The organism is Rhodococcus sp. BP22 (assembly GCF_014281965.1).
Lineage (GTDB): Bacteria > Actinomycetota > Actinomycetes > Mycobacteriales > Mycobacteriaceae > Rhodococcoides.
Genome location: NZ_JACFTB010000003.1, coordinates 297781 through 318211, shown reverse-complemented (window position 1 = coordinate 318211; position 20431 = coordinate 297781). Strand labels below are relative to the sequence as shown.

At 62.4% G+C, this 20431-nt stretch carries 19 protein-coding genes; 9 read left to right on the top strand and 10 right to left on the bottom strand.

Going from position 1 to position 20431, the window contains the following annotated elements; genetic code table 11:
- Window positions 1-111 precede the first annotated feature (111 nt).
- Window positions 112-1152, top strand: a complete 1041-nt coding sequence (gene glpX, locus H2510_RS08860) for a class II fructose-bisphosphatase (protein ID WP_186627948.1) — start codon at window positions 112-114, stop codon at window positions 1150-1152.
- Between the two features lie 64 nt (window positions 1153-1216).
- The gene (locus H2510_RS08855) at window positions 1217-2620 is read left to right on the top strand and encodes a class II fumarate hydratase (RefSeq protein WP_186627947.1); all 1404 of its coding nucleotides are present in this window, start codon (window positions 1217-1219) and stop codon (window positions 2618-2620) included.
- Window positions 2621-2737: 117 nt separating this feature from the next.
- Here H2510_RS08855 and H2510_RS08850 read toward each other — a convergent pair whose 3' ends face one another.
- The gene (locus H2510_RS08850) at window positions 2738-3595 is read right to left on the bottom strand and encodes an acyl-ACP desaturase (RefSeq protein ID WP_186627946.1); all 858 of its coding nucleotides are present in this window, start codon (window positions 3593-3595) and stop codon (window positions 2738-2740) included.
- Window positions 3596-3724: 129 nt separating this feature from the next.
- Between H2510_RS08850 and H2510_RS08845 the strand changes: the two genes are divergently transcribed.
- Window positions 3725-5353 carry a serine hydrolase gene (locus tag H2510_RS08845; RefSeq protein WP_186627945.1) on the top strand — a complete coding sequence of 543 codons (1629 nt, stop codon included), beginning with the start codon at window positions 3725-3727 and terminating at the stop codon, window positions 5351-5353.
- Window positions 5350-5757 carry a limonene-1,2-epoxide hydrolase family protein gene (locus H2510_RS08840; protein WP_186627943.1) on the top strand — a complete coding sequence of 136 codons (408 nt, stop codon included), beginning with the start codon at window positions 5350-5352 and terminating at the stop codon, window positions 5755-5757. The genes H2510_RS08845 and H2510_RS08840 overlap by 4 nt, the downstream gene beginning before the upstream one ends.
- A gap of 41 nt (window positions 5758-5798) precedes the next feature.
- Here H2510_RS08840 and H2510_RS08835 read toward each other — a convergent pair whose 3' ends face one another.
- The 3 genes from H2510_RS08835 to H2510_RS08825 all read right to left on the bottom strand — a co-directional run bounded on the left by H2510_RS08835 (window position 5799) and on the right by H2510_RS08825 (window position 10023).
- Entirely contained in the window at window positions 5799-7124 is a 1326-nt protein-coding gene (locus H2510_RS08835; RefSeq protein WP_186627942.1) for a PhoH family protein, read from the bottom strand.
- Window positions 7125-7498: 374 nt separating this feature from the next.
- Window positions 7499-8782 (bottom strand): serine hydroxymethyltransferase, encoded by a 1284-nt coding sequence (gene glyA, locus H2510_RS08830; RefSeq protein ID WP_186627940.1) that lies wholly within the window; start codon window positions 8780-8782, stop codon window positions 7499-7501.
- Window positions 8783-8826: 44 nt separating this feature from the next.
- Window positions 8827-10023 (bottom strand): DUF885 domain-containing protein, encoded by a 1197-nt coding sequence (locus H2510_RS08825; protein WP_186627938.1) that lies wholly within the window; start codon window positions 10021-10023, stop codon window positions 8827-8829.
- 169 nt (window positions 10024-10192) lie between these two features.
- Here H2510_RS08825 and coaA point away from each other — a divergent pair, with 169 nt between their 5' ends.
- Window positions 10193-11116: a type I pantothenate kinase gene (gene coaA, locus H2510_RS08820; protein ID WP_186627937.1), complete on the top strand. Its 924-nt coding sequence runs from the start codon at window positions 10193-10195 to the stop codon at window positions 11114-11116.
- Window positions 11117-11124: 8 nt separating this feature from the next.
- On the opposite strand, the gene H2510_RS08815 is transcribed toward coaA, so the two are convergent.
- Window positions 11125-11907, bottom strand: a complete 783-nt coding sequence (locus tag H2510_RS08815; RefSeq protein ID WP_084346085.1) for an isoprenyl transferase — start codon at window positions 11905-11907, stop codon at window positions 11125-11127.
- Between the two features lie 126 nt (window positions 11908-12033).
- On the opposite strand from H2510_RS08815, the gene H2510_RS08810 reads away from it, so the two are divergent.
- The gene (locus H2510_RS08810) at window positions 12034-12699 is read left to right on the top strand and encodes a hemolysin III family protein (protein ID WP_186627936.1); all 666 of its coding nucleotides are present in this window, start codon (window positions 12034-12036) and stop codon (window positions 12697-12699) included.
- A gap of 6 nt (window positions 12700-12705) precedes the next feature.
- Here H2510_RS08810 and H2510_RS08805 read toward each other — a convergent pair whose 3' ends face one another.
- The 3 genes from H2510_RS08805 to mca are packed head-to-tail and all read right to left on the bottom strand — an operon-like array spanning window position 12706 to window position 15902.
- Entirely contained in the window at window positions 12706-14715 is a 2010-nt protein-coding gene (locus tag H2510_RS08805; RefSeq protein WP_186627935.1) for a thioredoxin domain-containing protein, read from the bottom strand.
- Between the two features lie 2 nt (window positions 14716-14717).
- Entirely contained in the window at window positions 14718-15026 is a 309-nt protein-coding gene (locus tag H2510_RS08800) for a hypothetical protein (RefSeq protein ID WP_186627934.1), read from the bottom strand.
- Entirely contained in the window at window positions 15027-15902 is an 876-nt protein-coding gene (gene mca / locus H2510_RS08795; RefSeq protein WP_186627933.1) for a mycothiol conjugate amidase Mca, read from the bottom strand. It lies immediately after the preceding gene.
- A 136-nt stretch (window positions 15903-16038) separates the two neighbouring features.
- Between mca and H2510_RS08790 the strand changes: the two genes are divergently transcribed.
- The 3 genes from H2510_RS08790 to H2510_RS08780 all read left to right on the top strand — a co-directional run bounded on the left by H2510_RS08790 (window position 16039) and on the right by H2510_RS08780 (window position 18553).
- Window positions 16039-16461: a DUF4307 domain-containing protein gene (locus H2510_RS08790; RefSeq protein WP_186627932.1), complete on the top strand. Its 423-nt coding sequence runs from the start codon at window positions 16039-16041 to the stop codon at window positions 16459-16461.
- 237 nt (window positions 16462-16698) lie between these two features.
- Window positions 16699-17193: a transcription elongation factor GreA gene (greA, locus tag H2510_RS08785; RefSeq protein WP_084346091.1), complete on the top strand. Its 495-nt coding sequence runs from the start codon at window positions 16699-16701 to the stop codon at window positions 17191-17193.
- A gap of 106 nt (window positions 17194-17299) precedes the next feature.
- The gene (locus H2510_RS08780; RefSeq protein ID WP_186627930.1) at window positions 17300-18553 is read left to right on the top strand and encodes an acyl-CoA thioester hydrolase/BAAT C-terminal domain-containing protein; all 1254 of its coding nucleotides are present in this window, start codon (window positions 17300-17302) and stop codon (window positions 18551-18553) included.
- Here the strand turns inward: H2510_RS08780 and H2510_RS08775 are convergent.
- Together H2510_RS08775 and H2510_RS08770 are read right to left on the bottom strand one after the other, a co-directional pair.
- Complete coding sequence (locus tag H2510_RS08775) at window positions 18543-19337, bottom strand: ABC transporter permease (RefSeq protein ID WP_084346093.1); 795 nt, start codon at window positions 19335-19337, stop codon at window positions 18543-18545. The two genes, H2510_RS08780 and H2510_RS08775, sit on opposite strands and share 11 nt — an antisense overlap.
- Window positions 19334-20302: an ATP-binding cassette domain-containing protein gene (locus tag H2510_RS08770; RefSeq protein WP_186627929.1), complete on the bottom strand. Its 969-nt coding sequence runs from the start codon at window positions 20300-20302 to the stop codon at window positions 19334-19336. The genes H2510_RS08775 and H2510_RS08770 overlap by 4 nt, the downstream gene beginning before the upstream one ends.
- Window positions 20303-20431: the final 129 nt, after the last annotated feature.

Sequence of the window (20431 nt, the reverse complement as noted above, 5' to 3'; positions counted from 1 at the left end):
CCCCGCTGGAGGTCGATGCCGGGTCGGCGGATGCCCTCCGCTGCGGACAACGGCACTGAATGAGACAATCGCGCTGGGTAAGACCCCCACCTACCAGGAGGCTACAAACCGATGACGACCAGCACCGAGTCCACGCGCGCAATGGCGCCGGATCGCAATCTCGCCCTAGAACTCGTACGAGTCACAGAGGCCGGCGCACTCGCCTCGGGCCGCTGGGTGGGACGTGGTGACAAGGAAGGCGGCGACGGAGCAGCGGTGGACGCCATGCGTCAGCTGGTCAGCTCGGTCTCCATGCGCGGCGTCGTCGTGATCGGCGAAGGCGAGAAGGACGAAGCGCCGATGCTCTACAACGGCGAGCAGGTCGGCAACGGCAACGGACCAGAGGTCGACTTCGCCGTCGACCCGGTCGACGGAACCACGCTGATGGCCAAGGGCATGCCGAACGCGATCTCCGTACTGGCCGTCGCTGAACGCGGCGCCATGTTCGACCCCTCTGCGGTGTTTTACATGGAGAAGATCGCCGTCGGACCCGACTACGCCGATGTCATCGACATCACCGCGCCGGTAGCCGAGAACATCGCTCGGATTGCCAAGATCAAGAAGGGATCCGCATCCGATGTCACCGTGTGCATCCTGGACCGCCCTCGTCACGCAGAACTGATTCAGGCCGTTCGCGACGCCGGATCACGTATTCGGCTCATCTCCGACGGTGACGTGGCAGGCGCAATCGCGGCCGCACGTCCCGATTCCGGTACGGATCTTCTGATCGGCATCGGCGGCACCCCCGAGGGCATCATCGCGGCCGCTGCGATGCGTTGCATGGACGGCGCCCTGCAGGGCCGCCTCGCCCCCATGGATGACGAAGAGAAGCAGAAAGCGATCGACGCCGGTCACGACCTCGATCGAGTTCTCAACACCATCGACTTGGTGTCGGGTGAAAATGTATTCTTCACCGCTACCGGCGTCACCGACGGTGACCTGCTGCGCGGCGTGCGCTACGCGGGCGGCGGCGCGCACACTCAGTCCATCGTGATGCGCTCCAAGTCCGGCACCGTTCGAATGATCGACGCGTACCACCGCCTCGAGAAGCTGCGCGAGTACTCTTCGGTCGATTTCGACGGCGACACGAGCGGTCAGGCTCCTTCTTTCTGACCGTTCGGCGAGTGCGCTGACCCAGCACGACAATTACCTATACCTAACTGGCAAAGTAAGGCTCATGACGCAGACAGACGAACAGCAATTCCGGATCGAGCACGACACCATGGGAGAGGTTCGCGTACCGATCGATGCACTCTGGCGCGCCCAGACGCAACGAGCAGTCGAGAACTTCCCCATCTCCGGTCGTCCGCTCGAGCGCACTCAGATCCGCGCGATGGGTCTGCTCAAGGCAGCCTGCGCGCAGGTCAACAGGGACCTCGGACTGCTCGACAGCACGCTTGCCGACGCGATCATCGCAGCTGCGAACGAAATCGCCGAAGGTCTGCACGACGACCAGTTCCCCATCGACGTCTTCCAGACCGGTTCGGGAACCAGCTCCAACATGAACGCCAACGAGGTCATCGCGTCGATCGCCAAGGCTAAGGGCGTGGAGGTTCACCCCAACGACCACGTCAACATGTCGCAGTCGTCGAACGACACTTTCCCGACGGCTACCCACGTCGCCGCGACCGAGGCTGCGATCACTTCGCTCGTGCCTGCACTGAAGCACCTGCATTCCGCGCTGGCCGCGAAGGCCGTCGAGTGGAAGACAGTGGTCAAGTCCGGACGCACGCACCTCATGGATGCTGTTCCGGTCACTCTCGGCCAGGAATTCGGCGGGTACGCCCGTCAGATCGAAGCCGGTATCGAGCGCATCGAGGCGACCCTGCCACGTTTGGGTGAACTCCCGATCGGCGGCACTGCGGTGGGCACCGGCCTCAACGCTCCCGACGGTTTCGGACCGAAAGTTGTTGCAGCACTGGTCGAGTCGACCGGAATCGAAGCCCTGACCGCAGCCAAGAACGCCTTCGAGGCGCAGGCAGCTCGGGACGGACTCGTCGAGGCATCCGGCGCACTGCGCACCATCGCGGTGTCACTGACCAAGATCGCCAACGACATTCGTTGGATGGGTTCGGGACCACTCACCGGACTTGGCGAGCTGTCACTTCCCGACCTGCAGCCGGGTAGCTCGATCATGCCAGGCAAGGTCAATCCTGTTCTGCCCGAAGCGGTTACACAGGTCGCCGTGCAGGTCGTCGGCAACGATGCAGCCGTCGCGTTCGGTGGCGCCTCGGGTGCTTTCGAGCTCAACGTCTACATCCCGGTGATGGCACGCAACGTGCTCGAGTCCTTCACCTTGCTCGCCAATGTCTCGGTACTGTTCGCCGACAAGTGCATCAGCGGGCTGACCGCCAACGTCGAGCACCTCAAGACCCTCGCCGAGTCCTCGCCGTCCATCGTGACGCCGCTGAACTCCGCCATCGGTTACGAGGAGGCCGCGGCCGTCGCCAAGCAGGCGCTCAAGGAGAAGAAGACGATCCGTCAGACGGTCATCGACCGTGGGCTAATCGGCGACAAGCTCAGCGAGGAAGAACTCGACAAGCGGCTCGACGTGCTGGCCATGGCGAAGGTCAAGGACTGACCTCACCGTTAGTTGCCGGCATCGGCGGTAGCCGCCCTGCCTTAGCTTGAATGGCTCGTTCATACGATTGCTTCGTATGAACGAGCCATTCACGCTTTCAGGGGTGGTAAAGCCAGCTCAGGCGAACGCGCTCAGCTCGTCGCGCGCCTTGTTGCCCTCGTCGCCGAGGTCGTCGCGGCCGAAGATGTTCCACTCCGCCAGCAATGGCTTGAACACCTTCTCGCTCTGCTGCTCCACCGTGTAGATACCGGCGTCGGCGAGCAATTCGGTGCTGTTGCCCTTACCCGGCAGATCCACCACGGGGATCGAATACCCATTGATGCGGTCGGCAATAGCGCGCACTGTCTGATCCGGAACAACGCCGAGCGCTTCGGTGACGATGTTCGCGTAGAACTTCGACTGGAGGGCATCGTCCTGGGCGATCTTCGACAAAATCTTGGCCAGGACAGGGTCGCCACCGAGCGCGATCGTATTGTTGTTTCGCAGCACAGCGGCGGACTCGTCCACGGCGAAATGCGCGAGGATATCAAGAACGTGCAGGCTGGGCGCGTCGTAGCCCTTCGTCATCTCTTCCATCCGAACACGCTCGAGAGCGACCGGATCGACCGCGCGCGTCAAGACCAAGAAGTCGCGCAGCGCTATCGACTGACGATTCTCTTCCGACGTCCACCGGCCGGTCCACTTCCACCATGCGCCCTGGCCGGTCAGTGCACGGGCCAGTTCACGGTGGTAGGCGGGCAGATTGTCAGCAACGAGGACGCTGACCGTAGCCGACAGGATCTCGACCTCGCTGAGGTGGGATTGTTCGGCCGACCAGTCCTCGCCACCGAGGAACGCGAAGTTCTTGCCGTCGTCCCACGGCGCGAAATCGTGGGGGTGCCAATCCTCAGCTTCTTCGATGTGTCGGCGCAGATTCTCTTCCACGGCGGGCTCCAATCGGAGCAACAGGTCACCGTCAGTGAAGTTCGTAGGCATCCGAATACCGTAGCGCCTCTCCCCGAACGTCAAGCTTCGCGCCCCTGACCTCTGTGAATTCTCCCAAATCCCACGCGAGCAGGGTCTACGCTCTTCGTAATCCATTCGCTCCTGGAGAGGACTCCTGTGATGCGCTCGAAGAAGATGTATCTGGCCCTCGCTCTCGCCACCTCGATGACGGCCCTCGTCGGGTGCTCCTCCGATTCCTCCGGTGACACCGAAACGGCGACCGCCACGGCCACCGCCACCGCCACCGCCACCGCAGAAGCGTCGTCGGAGGGGGACTCCGGGCTCTCGCCCGGCCAGGTGCCCGGCGTCGACGTTCCCGACGGCCAGATCGACGACGCGGTAGGCAAACTGGACGGCATTGCCGCCGAACTGATGGAGTCCTCGAAAATCCCTGGGATGGCTATCGCCGTCGTACACAAGGGAGAAGTCGTGTACTCCAAGGGATTCGGGGTGCGCGAGGTCGGTAAGGACGATGCGGTCGACGGCGATACGGTATTTCAACTGGCATCGTTGTCCAAATCTGTCGGCTCGACGGTAGTCGCTTCGCAGGTCGGTGGCGGAGTGGTCGATTGGACAACTCCTGTGGTCTCGGAGCTGCCGTGGTTCGCGCTCGCGGATCCGTACGTGACCCAGAACGTCACGGTCGGCGACTTCTACGCCCATCGCAGCGGGTTGCCCGATCACGCAGGCGACAACCTCGAGGAAATCGGCTACGACCGCCGCCAAGTACTCGCAAGACTGAAGGACATCCCCCTGGATCCGTTCCGCTCGACGTACAACTACACCAACTTCGGCGTCACCGCTGGGGCCGAGGCGGTAGCGCAGGCGTCGGGCAAGGATTGGGAGACCCTCAGCCAGGACGCGATCTACGGCCCCCTCTGGATGGCGTCGACCAGTTCGCGATTCGCGGACTATATGGCTCGCACCGACCGCGCGGTCCCACACGTGCTCGTCGACGGCGCGTACGAGGCCAAGTTTCAGCGAGAACCGGACGCACAATCGCCTGCAGGTGGGGTGAGCTCCTCGGCGAACGACATGGCGAAGTGGATGACGATGCTCGCCGCCGACGGCACGTTCGACGGCAAGCAGGTCGTCGAACCCGATGCCCTGCTGCCCGCAGTGACGGCTGAGATCATCTCGTCCCCGTCCGGCACTCCGGACACGCGGGCCGGCTACTACGGATACGGTTTCAACGTCTCGAACTCGGGGGCCGGCCGCACACAGGTGAGTCATTCGGGAGCATTCGAGCTCGGCGCAGGCACGAATTTCGTGACTATCCCCTCGCTCGATGTCTCCATCGTCGTACTGACCAACGCTGCACCTATCGGCATCGCCGAGACGGTATCGGCCGAGTTCGCCGATCTCGTGCAATTCGGCGAGGTTCGACAGGATTGGCGAACGATCTACAAAAATGCGTTCGAGGGAATGGACGAACCGATGGGCGAACTCGTCGGCAAGACACCGCCCACCGATCCTGCTCCCGCGCAACCACTCCCGGCCTATGCCGGGGTGTATCAGAACTCGTTCTGGGGTCCTGCGACGGTCACCGACGACAACGGCACCCTGACTCTGGCCATCGGCCCCAAGGACACTTCGTACGAGCTGAAGCACTGGGACGGTGATACCTTCACCTTCGATGTGCGGAGCGAGAACGCACCCGACGGCACCGTGTCCCAGGCGACGTTCAACGGCAACACCGTCACCCTCGAGTACTTCGACGGGAACGGATTGGGGAGATTCACCAAGTGACAGATCTACTTCAGTCGACCAAGACCGTCGAGGACATGCTGGCGGCGCTGGCGGAGCGCGACGTCGATCGCGTGGCGGCACTCCTCGACGACGGGATCGTCTGGCACAACGTGGGATTTCCGAAAGTGCGTGGCATAGCCCGAGTCCGCAAAGCACTGGCGGTCATGGCGAAGCCGAACTACGGATTCGACGTCACCATCCGCAACATCGCCGCAGCTCCCGACGGCAACGTGGTGCTCACCGAACGAACCGATGTACTGATCTGGCGCCGATTGCGTGTCGAGTTCTGGGTGTGCGGCACTTTCGAGCTGCGCGACGGCAAGATCCTCGTGTGGCGGGACTATTTCGACAATCTCGACTTCGCGAAAGCGTTGGTGCGTGGGCTGTGGCGGCTGCGCCCATGAGTGGAAATGCGTCCCGCCGAACGCATTTCCACTCCATGCGTCTACGCCCCTGAGGGCCCGAACTCCTCGAGCATCTCCGTAACCAGTGCCGCGATCGGCGAACGCTCGCTTCGGGTGAGGGTGATGTGCGCGAAAAGCGGGTGGCCCTTGAGCTTTTCGATCACCGCGGCGACGCCGTCGTGCCGTCCTACGCGGAGATTGTCACGCTGCGCCACGTCGTGGGTGAGAACGACGCGGGAGCCACTACCGAGCCTGGACAGAACCGTGAGCAGAACATTGCGTTCGAGTGATTGAGCCTCGTCGACGATGACGAAGGAATCGTGCAGCGACCGTCCACGAATATGCGTGAGCGGCAATACTTCCAGCATTCCTCGCGCGATGACCTCTTCCATCACCTCTGGGCTTGCAAGCCCTTCCAAGGTGTCGAACACGGCCTGCCCCCACGGGCCCATTTTTTCGCTCTCACTGCCGGGTAGGTACCCGAGCTCCTGACCGCCGACCGCGTACAGAGGGCGAAAGACAACAACTTTCCGATGAGTACGACGCTCGAGCACGGCCTCCAGACCTGCGGTCAGTGCCAGCGCAGACTTTCCTGTACCGGCCTTGCCGCCGAGCGAGACGATGCCGATGCTCTCGTCGAGCAGCAAGTCGAGCGCGACCCGCTGTTCGGCGGAGCGTCCGTGCAAACCGAATGCTTCCCGTTCGCCGCGCACGAGCTGCACCTGCTTGTCCGCTGTGACGCGTCCCAATGCACTCGAACGGCCCCCGAGCAAGCGAACTCCTGTGTGACACGGCATTTCTCGTGCATCGTCCAGGTCGATGACACCGTCCGCGAACAACCGATCGATGTCGGCCGGCTGCACTTCCAGTTCGGCCATGCCGGTCCAACCCGAAGGCACGACGTCGTGGGCGTGATACTCGTCGGCGGGCAATCCCACCGCACCGGCTTTCACTCGCAGCGGGATGTCCTTGCTGACGAGCACTACTTCTTTGCCCTCGGCCGCCAGGTTGAGTGCGCACGCCAAGATCCGCGAATCGTTGGAGTCGGTACGAAAACCGACAGGCAGAACGGCTGCGTCGGTGTGATTGAGCTCGACCTGCAGTGTGCCGCCCTGGGTGCCGATCGGAACAGGTTGATCGAGCCGACCGTGTTCGACGCGAAGGTCGTCGAGCATGCGCAACGACTCCCGTGCGAACCATCCCAGCTCGTGGTGATGGCGTTTACCCTCCAGCTCGCTGATGACCACGAGCGGTAGCACCACATTGTGCTCGGCGAAGCGAACAACAGCCCAAGGATCCGACAGCAGAACCGAGGTGTCCAGCACGAATGTCCGAAGAGGGGCGGAAACGGAGCGTGAAGTGGCCACGTGGGGCTCCTATGTTCGCGCGACGCCACGCGAACGTTTGTCGCTCGGCCGGTCGGTCCTGACGTGTCAGCTGACACGAGGGCCGGGTGCCGGCCCTCTCGCACTCACTAGCTCAGTCACGTATCAGAACCTCCCGCACAGTCAGCTTCCCCGCTGTCTGTTATTGCCGACGGTACCGCCGATTCCGAGGATTGGCGCGGAGAGCAGGGGGCGTGTCGGTGAACAACGCGTTAACCCGTCGCACCGTGTCTGGGAGTTCCCCATCCCCCAGCTTGAATGGTTCATTCATACGAATCAATCGTATGAATGAACCATTCAAGCGAGCAAAAGGCGATCGGATCAGACCAGCCGACCCCGAGCGAAGAGGGTGGCAATCAGCCGATCAGGCCCCAGTCTTCGAGGCCGTCGTAGAGCGGCTTGCTCTGTGCGACCTTGACGACGCGCTCTTTCAACGAGTCACTGGCTTCGCCGGTGGCGAGGGCGGTGCCGATGATGTCGGCTACCTCGGTGAACTCTGCTTCGCCGAAGCCACGCGTCGCGAGGGCCGAGGTGCCGATGCGCAGGCCGGAGGTGACCATCGGCGGGCGCGGATCGAACGGTACGGCGTTGCGGTTGACGGTGATGCCGACCTCGTGAAGGAGGTCCTCGGCCTGCTGGCCGTCGAGCTGGCTGTTACGCAGGTCCACCAGCGCGAGGTGCACGTCGGTGCCGCCGGTGAGAACCGAGATTCCCTTGTCCGCGATGTCTTTGCCGTTCAGGCGATCCGCGAGGAGCGAAGCTCCGAGGAGGGTGCGCTCCTGGCGCTCCTTGAACTCCGGCGTCGCAGCGATCTTGAAAGCGACGGCCTTGGCGGCAATCGCATGCATGAGTGGGCCGCCCTGCTGGCCGGGGAACACTGCGGAGTTGAGCTTCTTAGCCCATTCCTTCTTCGCGAGGATCAGGCCGGACCGGGGTCCGCCGAGTGTTTTGTGCACGGTCGAGGAAACGACGTCGGCGTAGGGAACGGGCGAGGGATGCAGCCCTGCTGCGACGAGTCCGGCGAAGTGCGCCATATCGACCCACAGCAATGCGCCGACCTCGTCAGCGATGGAACGGAAGGCTTCGAAGTCCTGGAATCGCGGGTAGGCGGACCAGCCGGCGATCAGGACCTGCGGCTTGGCCGCGATGGCCTGCTTGCGGACCTGATCCATATCGATGCGGTGGTCTTCTTTGCTGACGCCGTAGGACTCGACCTCGTACAGCTTGCCGGAGAAGTTCAGCTTCATACCGTGCGTGAGGTGGCCGCCGTGTGCCAGATCGAGGCCCATGATCTTGTCGCCCGGGTTGATCAGTGCCATCAACACTGCCGCGTTGGCCTGCGCACCGGCGTGCGGCTGGACGTTGGCGAACTCGGCGCCGAAGAGTTCTTTGGCACGGTTACGGGCCAGGTCCTCGATGACATCGACATGCTCGCAGCCACCGTAGTAGCGACGGCCCGGGTAACCCTCGGCGTACTTGTTCGTCAGCACGCTGCCCTGTGCCTGTAGAACGGCACGAGGAACGAAATTCTCCGATGCGATCATCTCGAGCGTGTCACGCTGACGCCCCAGTTCGCCTGCCATGGCCTCGGCGACCTCAGGATCGAGTTCGGCAAGGGACAGGTTGTTGACGTCAGTCATAACAGGGGTCTCCAAATGAGGGCAGCAATGTGGGCGCCCTCAGTTTACGAGATGCGTAATTGCCCCGGTGTCAGCGGCTCGTCGAGGAGGCGTCCGAACAACGCCGATCGCTCGCTGACGGTCTTGCCCTGAGCCAACCAACCACCGAGAAGTTTGTAGCCCTCGACGTATGTGCTGCTGTAGGCACGCCACAACGGCGAGGACAAGAACTTCAGACTCTGCCGAGCACGCTTGGGCGATGCGAGGCCCCATTTTTCCAGGTACGCAGCGACGTCATCCTGACTCTTGTGTCGATCGTGCAGCAACAATGCCGCGTCCTGCCGCACCCCGAGCAGCTGGCCCGACGCCGTCGACAGTCGCTCGGCCTTGTCCCCGTCGAACCGCAGGCCGAGGTCGGCGTAGATTTCCTGCGCCCACAGTCCCCACCCCGGTCCGACGATCGACTCGAGCGCCAGATCGGCAAGCCCCTCCGCCATCAGGCATTGCGGAGTGTTGACGAGAAACAGGGTCTGTTCCTGCTGCCCGGCACCGACGAGGCCCATCTCTTTCCGGCAATGCTCGGTGTGATGTCCGGGGTAGGACTCATGCGCGATGAGGTGCGGGAGGTTCGCCATGTGCTGTTCGAGATCGGAGTTGATGGCCACGGTGGACTTGAAGTCTCCGAGGTAATAGTTGAATCCCGACCACGGCTTGTCCCCCACCACCTCGTAACGCACCTGTTCGGTCTCGGGCAGTGAATACTCTGCTCGCACGAGGTCACGCAAGGCACTCGAGAAGGCGTCGACGCATTCCTGCAGTCGATCGGCCGGGATGACGTCTCTGGTGCGATGAGCAGCCAATCGCTCGGCGAGCGAACCCGGACCCGACAACACCTCGTCCATCTTTCGGTGTGCCTGCGCATAGTGGTCCTGGTCCCCGGGTTCGATGCGGACATCGAAGTATGCGAAGACCTCGTCGACGAAACCGATGTCTTCGCCTGCAAACTTGCGGCCCGAGCATTCCAGCGCGCGCAGGTGGACATCGATGAACTCGGCACGCTGCGCCGACAGATCGGTATTGGCCAACTCGGCCCGCAATGCGACGGCTTGCCGCGCGAGGGCAGCAGGATCGGGAGCAGGCGCATTCTCGGTCTGTCGACGCAACTCGGGATCACCGGTGTACGCGTCGACGAAGCCCTCTTCGAGTCGGTCGAAACTCAGACCGAGTTGTAGATACTCACGGACGAGGGAATCGGCGTTCATAAGATCCGACGATAGTGGCCGCAGTGAGATGAACGAACAGTGAACTACCCCGCCCGTGTGAGTATCAGTGGCACCAAGCACAATCTGAAGCCATGCGACTTCAGTGTCCCTCGTGCGCCTGGTGCGTACTCCCAGGTACGCACCAGGCACACGAGGTGTGTACCTCCGAATGAGCGAACCCAGCCCCTACGTCGAGTTCGATCGCGCCCAGTGGCGCACTCTTCGGCAGTCGACGCCACTGGTGCTCACCGAGGAGGAACTCGTCGGCCTCCGCGGTTTGGGTGAGCAGATCGATCTCGAAGAAGTCGCCGAGGTGTATCTCCCTCTGGCCCGACTCATTCACCTCCAGGTCGCCGCACGGCAACGGCTGTTCGCGGCCACTGCAACATTTCTCGGAGAGAAGCACCCGGATCGTCAGGTGCCCTTCGTCATCGGGGTCGCCGGCAGTGTCGCGGTCGGAAAATCGACCACGGCCCGAGTTCTGCAAGCACTCCTCGCGCGGTGGGACCACCATCCGCGCGTCGACCTGGTCACCACCGACGGCTTCCTGTATTCGACGACAGAGTTGATGCGCCGCGGCATCCTGCATCGCAAGGGATTTCCCGAGAGCTACGATCGGCGCAAGCTGCTCCGCTTCGTCACCGAGGTTAAATCGGGAGCCGAAGAGGTTGCCGCACCGGTCTATTCGCACGTGTCCTACGACATTCTGAAGGGCCAGTTCCACATGGTTCGTCAGCCGGACATTCTCATTGTCGAAGGCCTCAACGTTCTGCAGACCGGTTCACGTTTGATGGTCTCGGATCTGTTCGACTTCTCGATCTACGTCGACGCCAGAATCGAGGACATCGAACGCTGGTACGTGAAGCGCTTTCTCGCGCTGCGTAAGACGTCGTTCGCCGATCCCGACGCGCACTTTCATCACTACGCGAATCTGCCCGACGAGCAGGCACGTATGGCCGCCGAGGATCTCTGGCACTCGATCAATCTGCCGAACCTCGTCGAGAACATTCTGCCGACGCGCCCTCGGGCCACGATGGTGCTGCGCAAGGACAGCGATCACGCCATCAACAGGCTCCGATTACGCAAGTTGTAGATCGGTATTCAGATTCCGAATCGACGATGCCTGGCTGCATAGTCACGCAGCGCCCGAAGGAAGTCGACTCGGCGAAATTCGGGCCAGTAAGCCTCGGTGAACCAGATTTCCGAGTACGCGCTCTGCCACAGCAGAAATCCGGAGAGCCGTTGTTCACCCGAAGTGCGGATCACCAGATCTGGATCGGGCTGGCCGGAGGTGTAAAGGTGAGTATCGATGCCGTCGACGTCGATGGATTTCACCAAGTCGTCTCCGGTGAGTCCCTCGGCGATCTTCTCTCTCACCAATAACTGGACTGCGTCGGCGATTTCCTGACGACCGCCGTAGCCCACTGCGACGTTGACATGCGTTCCGGTTCGCCCCGCGGTATGAGCGGCGGCCTCTTCGAGCCTGCGCGCCGTCGAAGGTGGAAGGAGCTCGAGGGTGCCGACGATCTTGACTCCCCAATTCTGCTCGGGTCCGCAGATCTCCTCGACGACGTCGGTGATGATCTCGAGCAGTGAATCGAGCTCGTCGGGGTCGCGGGACAAATTCTCGGTCGAGAGTAGATAGATGGTGGCCATCTCGATTCCCGCGGCGTCGCACCAACCGAGCATCTCGGCGATCTTCAGTGCACCCATGCGATGCCCGTGCGCGACGTCGGTGAAGCCGTTCTCACGTGCCCACCGGCGATTTCCATCACACATCACTGCAACGTGACGCGGATGGCGCATGCCGTCGAGCTGCATGAGCAAGCGCCGCTCGTACACGTTGTACAGCACGTTACGAACGTTCGTCGGGAGAATTTTCACCGAGACATCACCACAGTCGGATCACCACGGAGCACAACCTTACGCCGACGAAACGAAGCTACTCGCCGGTAGAGTAATCACCGAACCTACGGTTGCGTAAGTTCGGAGTCGAGAGGAAGTGATCGCATGACGATGTTCGGGATCGACCAACTACCCGCGAAACCTCGGATGCGCGGGTGGATTCATCTCTACGCTTTCGCGGTCTCCATTGTGGCGGGCATCGTCCTGGTCACGTTGGCCTTCACCTTGGTCTCCGTCAGTGCCGGAATCGCAACCGCTGTCTACGCGAGCACCGTCTGCGGCGTTTTCGGAGTCAGCGCTACCTACCACCGAATCCACTGGAAGACCCCCGCCACTCGCACGTGGATGAAGCGCGCCGACCACTCGATGATCTTTCTGTTCATCGCCGGCAGCTACACGCCGTTCGCCGTACTCGGACTCCCGGCAGCAACCGGCAGAACTCTGCTGATCGTCGTCTGGATCGGTGCACTCAGCGGCGTCGCACTCAAGATGCTGTGGCCTCTCGCACCCGTCTGGGTGGGCGTACCGCTGTACCTGATTCTCGGCTGGGCCATCGTGCCGGTCGCACCGACGCTGATCGAGCAAGTGGGCTTCGCACCCTTCATTCTCTTGCTCGTCGGCGGCGTCCTGTACAGCGTCGGAGCGATCCTGTACGCGACGAAATGGCCCAATCCTTGGCCCACTACGTTCGGGCATCACGAGTTCTTCCACGCGGCCACAGTGCTTGCCGCGATCTGCCACCTCGTCGCCGTGTGGTTGGTGCTGTTCTAGCCAGGGTCAGCGCTGCAATGCGGCGATGAGTTCGACCTCGGTGGTGACGGGGCGGTCGCACACGAAGCCGCGACATACGTACGCCGCCTCGTTACCGTCGATCATGGGTCGATCCGCCAGCAGCGCGCTGGAGTTCTCCGCTCCGGCCATGATCGTCGTACCTCCGGGAGCGTGCGCCCGAGCAACGGCGAGCAGCCTGCTGTTCCCGACGCTCGACACGGCCACCTGCAGTGGTCCCCGCACAGACGCCTCGGCGACGGTGAGCCAGTGCCCTCCCGATCGTGGTGCCCGTTCCAGAATCAGAGCCGCACGGGCGAGTCCGGCCGAGGCGAGCTCTCCGTATCGAGCCGACATCTCGGGCGGCACAAGTGCCTCTGCCGTCAGAAGAGCCTCCGTCACCGTCGACGCTCCCGACGGGGTTGCATTGTCGAGTGGGTCTCGCGGCCTCGTCACCAATACTTCGGCATCATCGGCGGTATCGAACCAACTGCCGGAATGATCCGGGTCGGCGAAGTGCTCGATCGCAGCGTCGAGAATCGCCTGCGCCCGAATCGACCAGATCTCCTCTCCGGTGGCCTGGAGAAGCGCCAGCGATGCGACGGCGAGGCAGGAGTAGTCCTCGAGCACACCTGTTGCGACGCCGACGTGTGTGCCGAGCGAGGCGCGTCGCAGTCGTCCGTTCTCGAAGTGTGTCGCGAAGATCTGTTCACCGCAGGCGACAGCGGCGTCCACCCACTCCGAACGTCCCAGTCCCGCGCCCACTTCGGCGAGTGCTGTGATTGCGAGGCCGTTCCACGCGGTGACCACCTTGTCGTCACGGCCTGGCTGTGGGCGCTGATCCCGAACCGAAAGCAGACGTTCGGCCACACGCGTGTACCGCTCGAGATCGTCGGGATCCTCGGGCAACTGCAGAACCGACATGCCCGCTTCGAATGTCCCCGCGCTGTCGACGACGAACAGGCCTGCAGCCCAGACGCCATCTTCGAATCCGAGAACGTCCACGAGCTGTTCCGGTGTCCACGCGTAGGTCGATCCCTCCACACCGTCGGTGTCGGCATCGAGAGCGGAGGCGAAACACCCGTTGTCGGTTCGCAGTTCGCGGAGCAGGAAGCCCGCGGTCGCCTCGGCTACGCGAACGGCCAGCGGATCCCCCGTTACTCTGGCAAGGTGCCCGTACAACCGAAGTAGAAGCGCGTTGTCGTAGAGCATCTTCTCGAAGTGCGGCACGACCCATTCCGCATCGACCGAGTAGCGCGCGAACCCGCCACCGATCTGGTCGTAGATTCCGCCGCGAGCCATTGCGGCCGCGGTACGTTCGACCGTCTCGAGTGCCGCTGCCGAGCCAGTGCGCTCGTAATGACGCAGTAGGCCCTCCAACAGTGCACCCGGCGGAAACTTGGGTGCCCCGCCGAAGCCACCACGATCGACGTCTTCGTCCTCGAGTACCGAGGCCACGGCCTCTGCCATCAGGTCGGAGTCGATCGGACGCTGCGATGTCGGCATCTGTCCGGAGTTGTTTCGGAGGGCAGCAACGATCGCAGCAGATGCGTCGAACACTTCTTCCCGACGCGTACTCCAAGTGTCCGATATCGCGGTCAGCAACTGCTCGAACGAGGGCATCCCCCCGCGAGGTCTGGGCGGAAAGTAAGTACCGCAGTAGAACGGTTCGGTGTCGGGTGTCAAAAAGCACGTCATCGGCCAGCCGCCCTGGCCCGTCATCGCCACCGTCGCGTTCATGTAGACGGCGTCGAGGTCCGGCCTTTCCTCGCGGTCGACCTTGATGCACACGAAGTTGGCGTTCATCAGCGCCGCGACCGTCTCGTCCTCGAAGGACTCGTGCGCCATCACGTGACACCAGTGACAGGCCGAATACCCGATCGAGAGCAGGATCGGAACATCGCGTTCTACTGCAGAGTTCAACGCCTCGGGCGACCATTGCTGCCAATGCACCGGATTGTCCGCGTGCTGAAGCAGGTAAGGGCTGGTCGATACTCCGAGTGCGTTGGCACCGAGCACGGCTAAGTCTCGTCCTTGTCGGCCCGCTTGTCCGTGGTCGACGCCTTGTCCGTGGTCGACGTCTTGTCCGTGGTCGACGTCTTGGGTAGATCTACCGTCAGAGCGCCGCGATCGGTCCCCTCGTCGAGTTCTTGATCTGGCCTCGGGTCTTCCTTCTCGAAAGTTTCGGGCAACTTCTTGATCTTTTTGTTCATCGACCAGATCAGCAGAGCCGTACCGACGAGAAGCGCGACGATGATCACCAGCCCGACGGGCGAGGATTTACCGAACTCCGGGCCGGTCGGCTGCTGGGCCAATAGCGAGATGATCACTCAGACGTCCTTCGTTTCGATGCCGGCGAACAGATCGGTTTCGGGCAACGACGTCTTGACCCGCGTCCGCGCCAGTTCGAACTCTTCGGTGGGCCAGAGCTTGCGCTGCACATCGACGGGTACGGCGAAGAACACCCCATTCGGATCGATCTGCGTCGCATGCGCCCGCAAAGCGTCGTCGCGTTGCTCGAAATATTCGTCGGCGGTGACCTGAGTGGTGATTCTCTCCATAATTTCGTCGCGGTCCGTGGTCCACCGTTTCAACCAGTCGGCGAAAGGGCTCTCTTCGCCGCGGTCGACGAACCAGTCGTTGAACAGTTGCATCCTCTTACGGAGGAAACCGTGCGAGTAATAGAGCTTGAGTGGCGTCCACGGTTCCCCGGCGTCGGGGAACTTCGTGGGATCACCAGCGGCTTCGTAGGCCGCAACCGACACCTCGTGACACATGATGTGGTCCGGGTGCGGGTATCCGCCCTTCTCGTCGTACGTAGTCATCACGTGCGGTTTGAATTCGCGAATAACTCTGACCAGAGCCTCGGTGGACTCTTCGAGGGGAACCAGCGCAAAGCACCCCTCGGGGAGCGGGGGCAGCGGATCGCCCTCGGGCAAACCCGAGTCGATGAAACCGAGCCATCGCTGACGGACCCCGAGAATGCGGGCCGCCTCAGCCATCTCTTCCCGCCGCACTTCCTCGATGCGATCGTTCACACCGGGGATGTCCATCGCTGGATTGAGGATGTCTCCTCGTTCACCACCGGTCAACGTCACGACCAGGACATCGTTGTTCTCGGCGGCATACCGAGCAGTCGTCGCTGCGCCTTTGCTCGATTCGTCGTCGGGATGGGCGTGCACCGCCATGAGCCGTAGTCCGGACACGTTCTTTCCTCACCTCAGCTTCGCCTGCTTCTTCCCTACACATATAGTTCCACTTGGCGCCGACACAACGCGCACCGGCTGCCGTAGATCCACCAGCGAACACCGAGTTCCCCCAACCTTCACGACGAAAGCATGCATGACTTCCACGCTCCCCGAAGGCCGATATCCCGCGTCGACGTCACGTTCGGTCTCCCGCCGCACCAAGAACCTGCTGCTTATCGTGGTGCTCCTCGCCGGCCTGGGGATCGCATACATCGGGTACGTGAAGTTTTCGGTGAAAGACATCGAGGGAACGGCCCTCGCGTTCGACCTGCTCGACGATTCCACCGTCTCCATTCGTTTCAGCGTCACGCGCGCAGATCCGCAGGACGACGCGGTCTGTATCGTGCGGGCGCGTTCGCGTGACGGATCGGAAACCGGACGTCGCGAAGTACTCGTACCCGGCTCGGACGCACGCGAGGTCGAGGTAGTGTCGGAGATACGTACTTCTCAACCGCCCGCCGTCGGCGACATCTACGGATGCAGCCTGAAAGTCCCCGATTATTTGCGTGCAGGCTGACCTAGCGCCTGCTCGTGGTAAGATAGGCCGGTACACGGTTCCGCTTTGGAGCCGTGTATTGCTGCATTGACGGCCAGGGCGGCACTGTGGCCCGCGGCTGACGCTGCGCTCCAGTGGCTCAAAAAACGGGCCTACAACGTAGGGGATCTGCACACTGCAATCCCCGGGTTTGCCGCGTGCGCCGTCCGCATAAAACTGGGAGTCCACCGCGACTTCTACTACAAGGGAGTGATCGAGATGACCGAGACCCAGGTGACCTGGCTTACCCAGGAGTCCCACGACAGGCTCAAGAGCGAACTCGACCAACTCATTTCCAATCGTCCGATCATCGCCGCCGAAATCAACGAGCGACGCGAAGAGGGCGATCTGAAAGAGAACGGCGGCTACCACGCTGCACGCGAGGACCAGGGCCAGCAGGAAGCCCGTATTCGCCAGCTGCAGGAACTGTTGAACTCCGCCAAGGTCGGCGAGGCGCCCACCCAGTCCGGTGTAGCGCTCCCCGGGTCCGTGGTGAAGGTCTACTACGACGGTGACGAGTCCGACGCCGAGACTTTCCTCATCGCCACCCGCGAAGAGGGTTCCACCGACTCCAAGCTCGAGGTTTACTCCCCTAGCTCGCCGCTGGGTGGTTCACTCATCAACGCCAAGGTCGGCGACACCCGTCAGTACACGCTGCCGAACGGCAAGATCATGAAGGTCACGCTCGTCAGCGCAGAGCCTTACCACTCGTAGACATTCGTTTCGGTTCAGTCGAGTTTCCCCGGTCGGTAGTCATCCGACCGGGGAAACTTGCGTTATATGACCGACACCGAACGCGGTCACGGCGCACACTTGGACAATGGATGCCGTGTCCCTGCAGGTCGACCCAGCCGAGGGCCCAATCGACGGCCCCACCACCTTCCGTGTCCTGGGCGTTGCACCCGGACTTCCAGTCCATCTCGATGTCGCGACGGTGGATGCGAACAACCACCACTGGGTGTCACATCAGGACTACAACATCGATGCCGACGGTCGACTGTTGATCAACGACCCCGATCGACCGTGGTGGAACATGCTCTTCGTCGACGAAGGCGTCGTACCCGTCACCTTCGCCGGATCGGACGGCGGACTCGACTATCGAATCTCGGTGCACGCGGTGGAGGGCTCGTCCAGCACCACAGTGCGTCGCACCTGGGGCGAAGACCTGGTCCGCGAGGATCTCGCGGGCGTCGGGTGGCGACTGCGGATCTACCTGCCCGATACCGGCGACCATGTGCTCGCCGGGGTCATCGTTCTCCCCGGCACCACGGGCGCACGAACGGCAGCGCCCACCGCGGCACTGCTCGCTTCACATGGATACGTGGCAGCCGTGCTGTCTTATATGGACGACATCGGCCTCCCCGAGCAGTTCGAGGAAATTCCGGTAGAAGCGATCGCCGCAGGAATGGCAGCTTTTGCCGGCCACGAACGCGTCGACGGACATCGCATTGCGGTCTACTCCTGCTCGGTCGGGGTGTCGGTGGCATTGTCCGCTTTGGCCCGCACTCCGAGCCTTCCGGTCCGCGGCGTCATCGCGATGGCGCCCTCCCACGTGGTCCTGCAAGCCCGGTCCAACGGTGGACCTCCACCCCGCACGTCTTCGCTTACCGTCGGCGGTGAACCGTTGCCGTACATGCCCATTCGAAGCGAACGGCTCATCGGACAGCTGATCAAGACGGCGGCCCGCAGGGTCTTCTCGACCGGACCGACCTCGCAAGCCCTGTCGCTACGACCCGCGTACGCTGCCGGACTGAAAAACGACAAAGACGTATACGACGCGACCATCCCCGTCGAGAGGATCGACGCTCCGCTGCTTGCGATCGCCGGCGATGACGACGCGGCGTACCCGTCCGACCGGATGGCGCGCGCATTGATCGCCAGACGTAAACGCAATACGGACCGGTTGCTGATCCTGCCGAATGCCGGTCACGTTCTGCGTCCCCCCGCGACGCCCACGACCGTCGACCGTAACTACAACACTGTGTCCGGTGGAACGCCCGCAGGCACCGCGAAGGCGCAGCGCCGGATGTGGACCGAGGTTCTGGATTTCCTCGAGACCAGCCTCAAGCAGTAAGCGTTCTCTCGTACTTACGCACCGACAACGGCACGAAGACCACCAGCAGCACGACAACCCAGATGAGCGTATAGAGCACTGGGTTCTGCAGTGGCCACACATCCGGCGGCGGCGCCAAAGGACTTGTGTTGCCGAACAACTCGCGTACCGCCTGGACGGTCGAGGAGATCGGATTCCATTCGGCAATCGCTTTGAGCACCGGCGGGAAGCCGTCGATAGGCACGAATGTGTTCGCGATGAAGGTGACGGGGAATATGACGATGAACGACGCATTGTTGAAGATTTCCGGTGACCGTACCGACAGCCCGACGAACGCCATCACCCACGAGATCGAGTAAGCGAACAACAGCAGCAGTACGTACCCCGCCAAGGCCTCGAAGAACGACGTCGTAATGCGCCAGCCGACGATCAAACCGGTGATCGACATGATCGTGATGGTCACCAAGTTGTTGCCCACGTCGGCGGCAGTTCGTCCGATGACCACGGCCGAGCGTGCCATCGGCAGCGAACGGAACCTGTCCATAACGCCCTTTTGCAAATCCTCTGCCAGCGAAGATCCGGTGATCGTGGCACCGAAAATCATCGTCTGAACGAAGATGCCACCCATCAAGAAGCTCTTGTAGTCGCCGCCGCCCGGAATGTCGACGGCACTGCCGAACACGTACGCGAACAGCAGCACGAACATAATGGGCGACAGCGTCGCGAAGACCAGCAGATCCGGAACCCGCTTGATCTTGATCAAATTGCGTTTGCCGATGATCAGAGAATCGCGCACGACACTCATTTGTCTACCTCCACTGCAGCGTCCGACACGGTCGCATGGCCGGTGAGACTGAGGAACACGTCGTCCAGGTTGGGGCGCCGCAAGCCGACGTCGACCACGGAGATAGCCGCTTCGCGCAGCTTCAACAGGGCTGTCGTCAAGTCGTCCGCGCCACCGTCGACCGACATGACGATTCGGCGGGCCTGCGCGTCCCACTGCGGTTCGTCGACACCGATCGGAGCCAACAATTCATGAGCGCGTGCCCGATCGTCAGGATCGGTGAGTACGAACTCGAGACGCTCGCCGCCGACCTGCGCCTTCAGCTGATCAGCGGTGCCCTCGGCGATGATCGACCCCTTGTCGAGGACGATGATCTTGTCTGCCAACCGGTCGGCTTCCTCCAGGTACTGCGTGGTCAGCAGAATGGTCGTACCATCCTTGACCAGATCGGAGATGAAGTCCCACATGCCGATTCGGCTGCGCGGATCGAGACCGGTTGTGGGCTCGTCGAGAAACAGCACCCGCGGCCGACCGATGAGACTGGCAGCGATGTCGAGCCTGCGGCGCATACCGCCCGAATACTGCTTGGCTGTGCGGTCGCGAGCATCGAGCAGATCGAACCGTTCCAGCAGATTGTCCGCGCGCGAGCGCGCCTCGGCCTTCTTCAGCCCGAACAAGCGACCGACCATCTCGAGATTCTCGTAACCGGTGAGGTACTCATCGACCGCAGCGAACTGGCCGGTCAACCCGATGGCGGACCGGACCTCGTCTGCTTGCTTTGCGACGTCGAGGCCGAATACTTTCGCGGTTCCCGACGTCGCCTTCAACAGCGTCGCCAAGATGCGAACCGCCGTCGTCTTGCCTGCGCCGTTCGGTCCCAGAACTCCGAGAACCGTTCCCTCCGGCACCGAGAAGCTGATTCCGTTGAGCGCGACGTTCTTCCCGTACTCGAGTACGAGGTTGTCTACTTCGACGGCATTTGCCACGACGTACCCTCCCCTGTCTTTGTCATGAACACGTACTTCTCGTTACTGCAGACACGGAGGTCTCGAACACTGCAGACTCTTGGCGCGTCGAAAACTAATCGGGCACGTTCGCCCCGACCTGAGGGCACG

Excerpts from the sequence above, each read along its gene's own strand:
- glyA (WP_186627940.1), bottom strand. The coding sequence starts at position 8,782 with ATGACTGACGTCAACAACCTGTCCCTTGCCGAACTCGATCCTGAGGTC.
- H2510_RS08850 (WP_186627946.1), bottom strand. The coding sequence starts at position 3,595 with ATGCCTACGAACTTCACTGACGGTGACCTGTTGCTCCGATTGGAGCCC.
- H2510_RS08845 (WP_186627945.1), top strand. The coding sequence starts at position 3,725 with ATGCGCTCGAAGAAGATGTATCTGGCCCTCGCTCTCGCCACCTCGATG.
- greA (WP_084346091.1), top strand. The coding sequence starts at position 16,699 with ATGACCGAGACCCAGGTGACCTGGCTTACCCAGGAGTCCCACGACAGG.
- H2510_RS08825 (WP_186627938.1), bottom strand. The coding sequence starts at position 10,023 with ATGAACGCCGATTCCCTCGTCCGTGAGTATCTACAACTCGGTCTGAGT.
- H2510_RS08775 (WP_084346093.1), bottom strand. The coding sequence starts at position 19,337 with ATGAGTGTCGTGCGCGATTCTCTGATCATCGGCAAACGCAATTTGATC.
- H2510_RS08810 (WP_186627936.1), top strand. The coding sequence starts at position 12,034 with ATGACGATGTTCGGGATCGACCAACTACCCGCGAAACCTCGGATGCGC.
- glpX (WP_186627948.1), top strand. The coding sequence starts at position 112 with ATGACGACCAGCACCGAGTCCACGCGCGCAATGGCGCCGGATCGCAAT.
- H2510_RS08790 (WP_186627932.1), top strand. The coding sequence starts at position 16,039 with ATGACTTCCACGCTCCCCGAAGGCCGATATCCCGCGTCGACGTCACGT.
- coaA (WP_186627937.1), top strand. The coding sequence starts at position 10,193 with ATGAGCGAACCCAGCCCCTACGTCGAGTTCGATCGCGCCCAGTGGCGC.
- H2510_RS08855 (WP_186627947.1), top strand. The coding sequence starts at position 1,217 with ATGACGCAGACAGACGAACAGCAATTCCGGATCGAGCACGACACCATG.
- H2510_RS08780 (WP_186627930.1), top strand. The coding sequence starts at position 17,300 with ATGGATGCCGTGTCCCTGCAGGTCGACCCAGCCGAGGGCCCAATCGAC.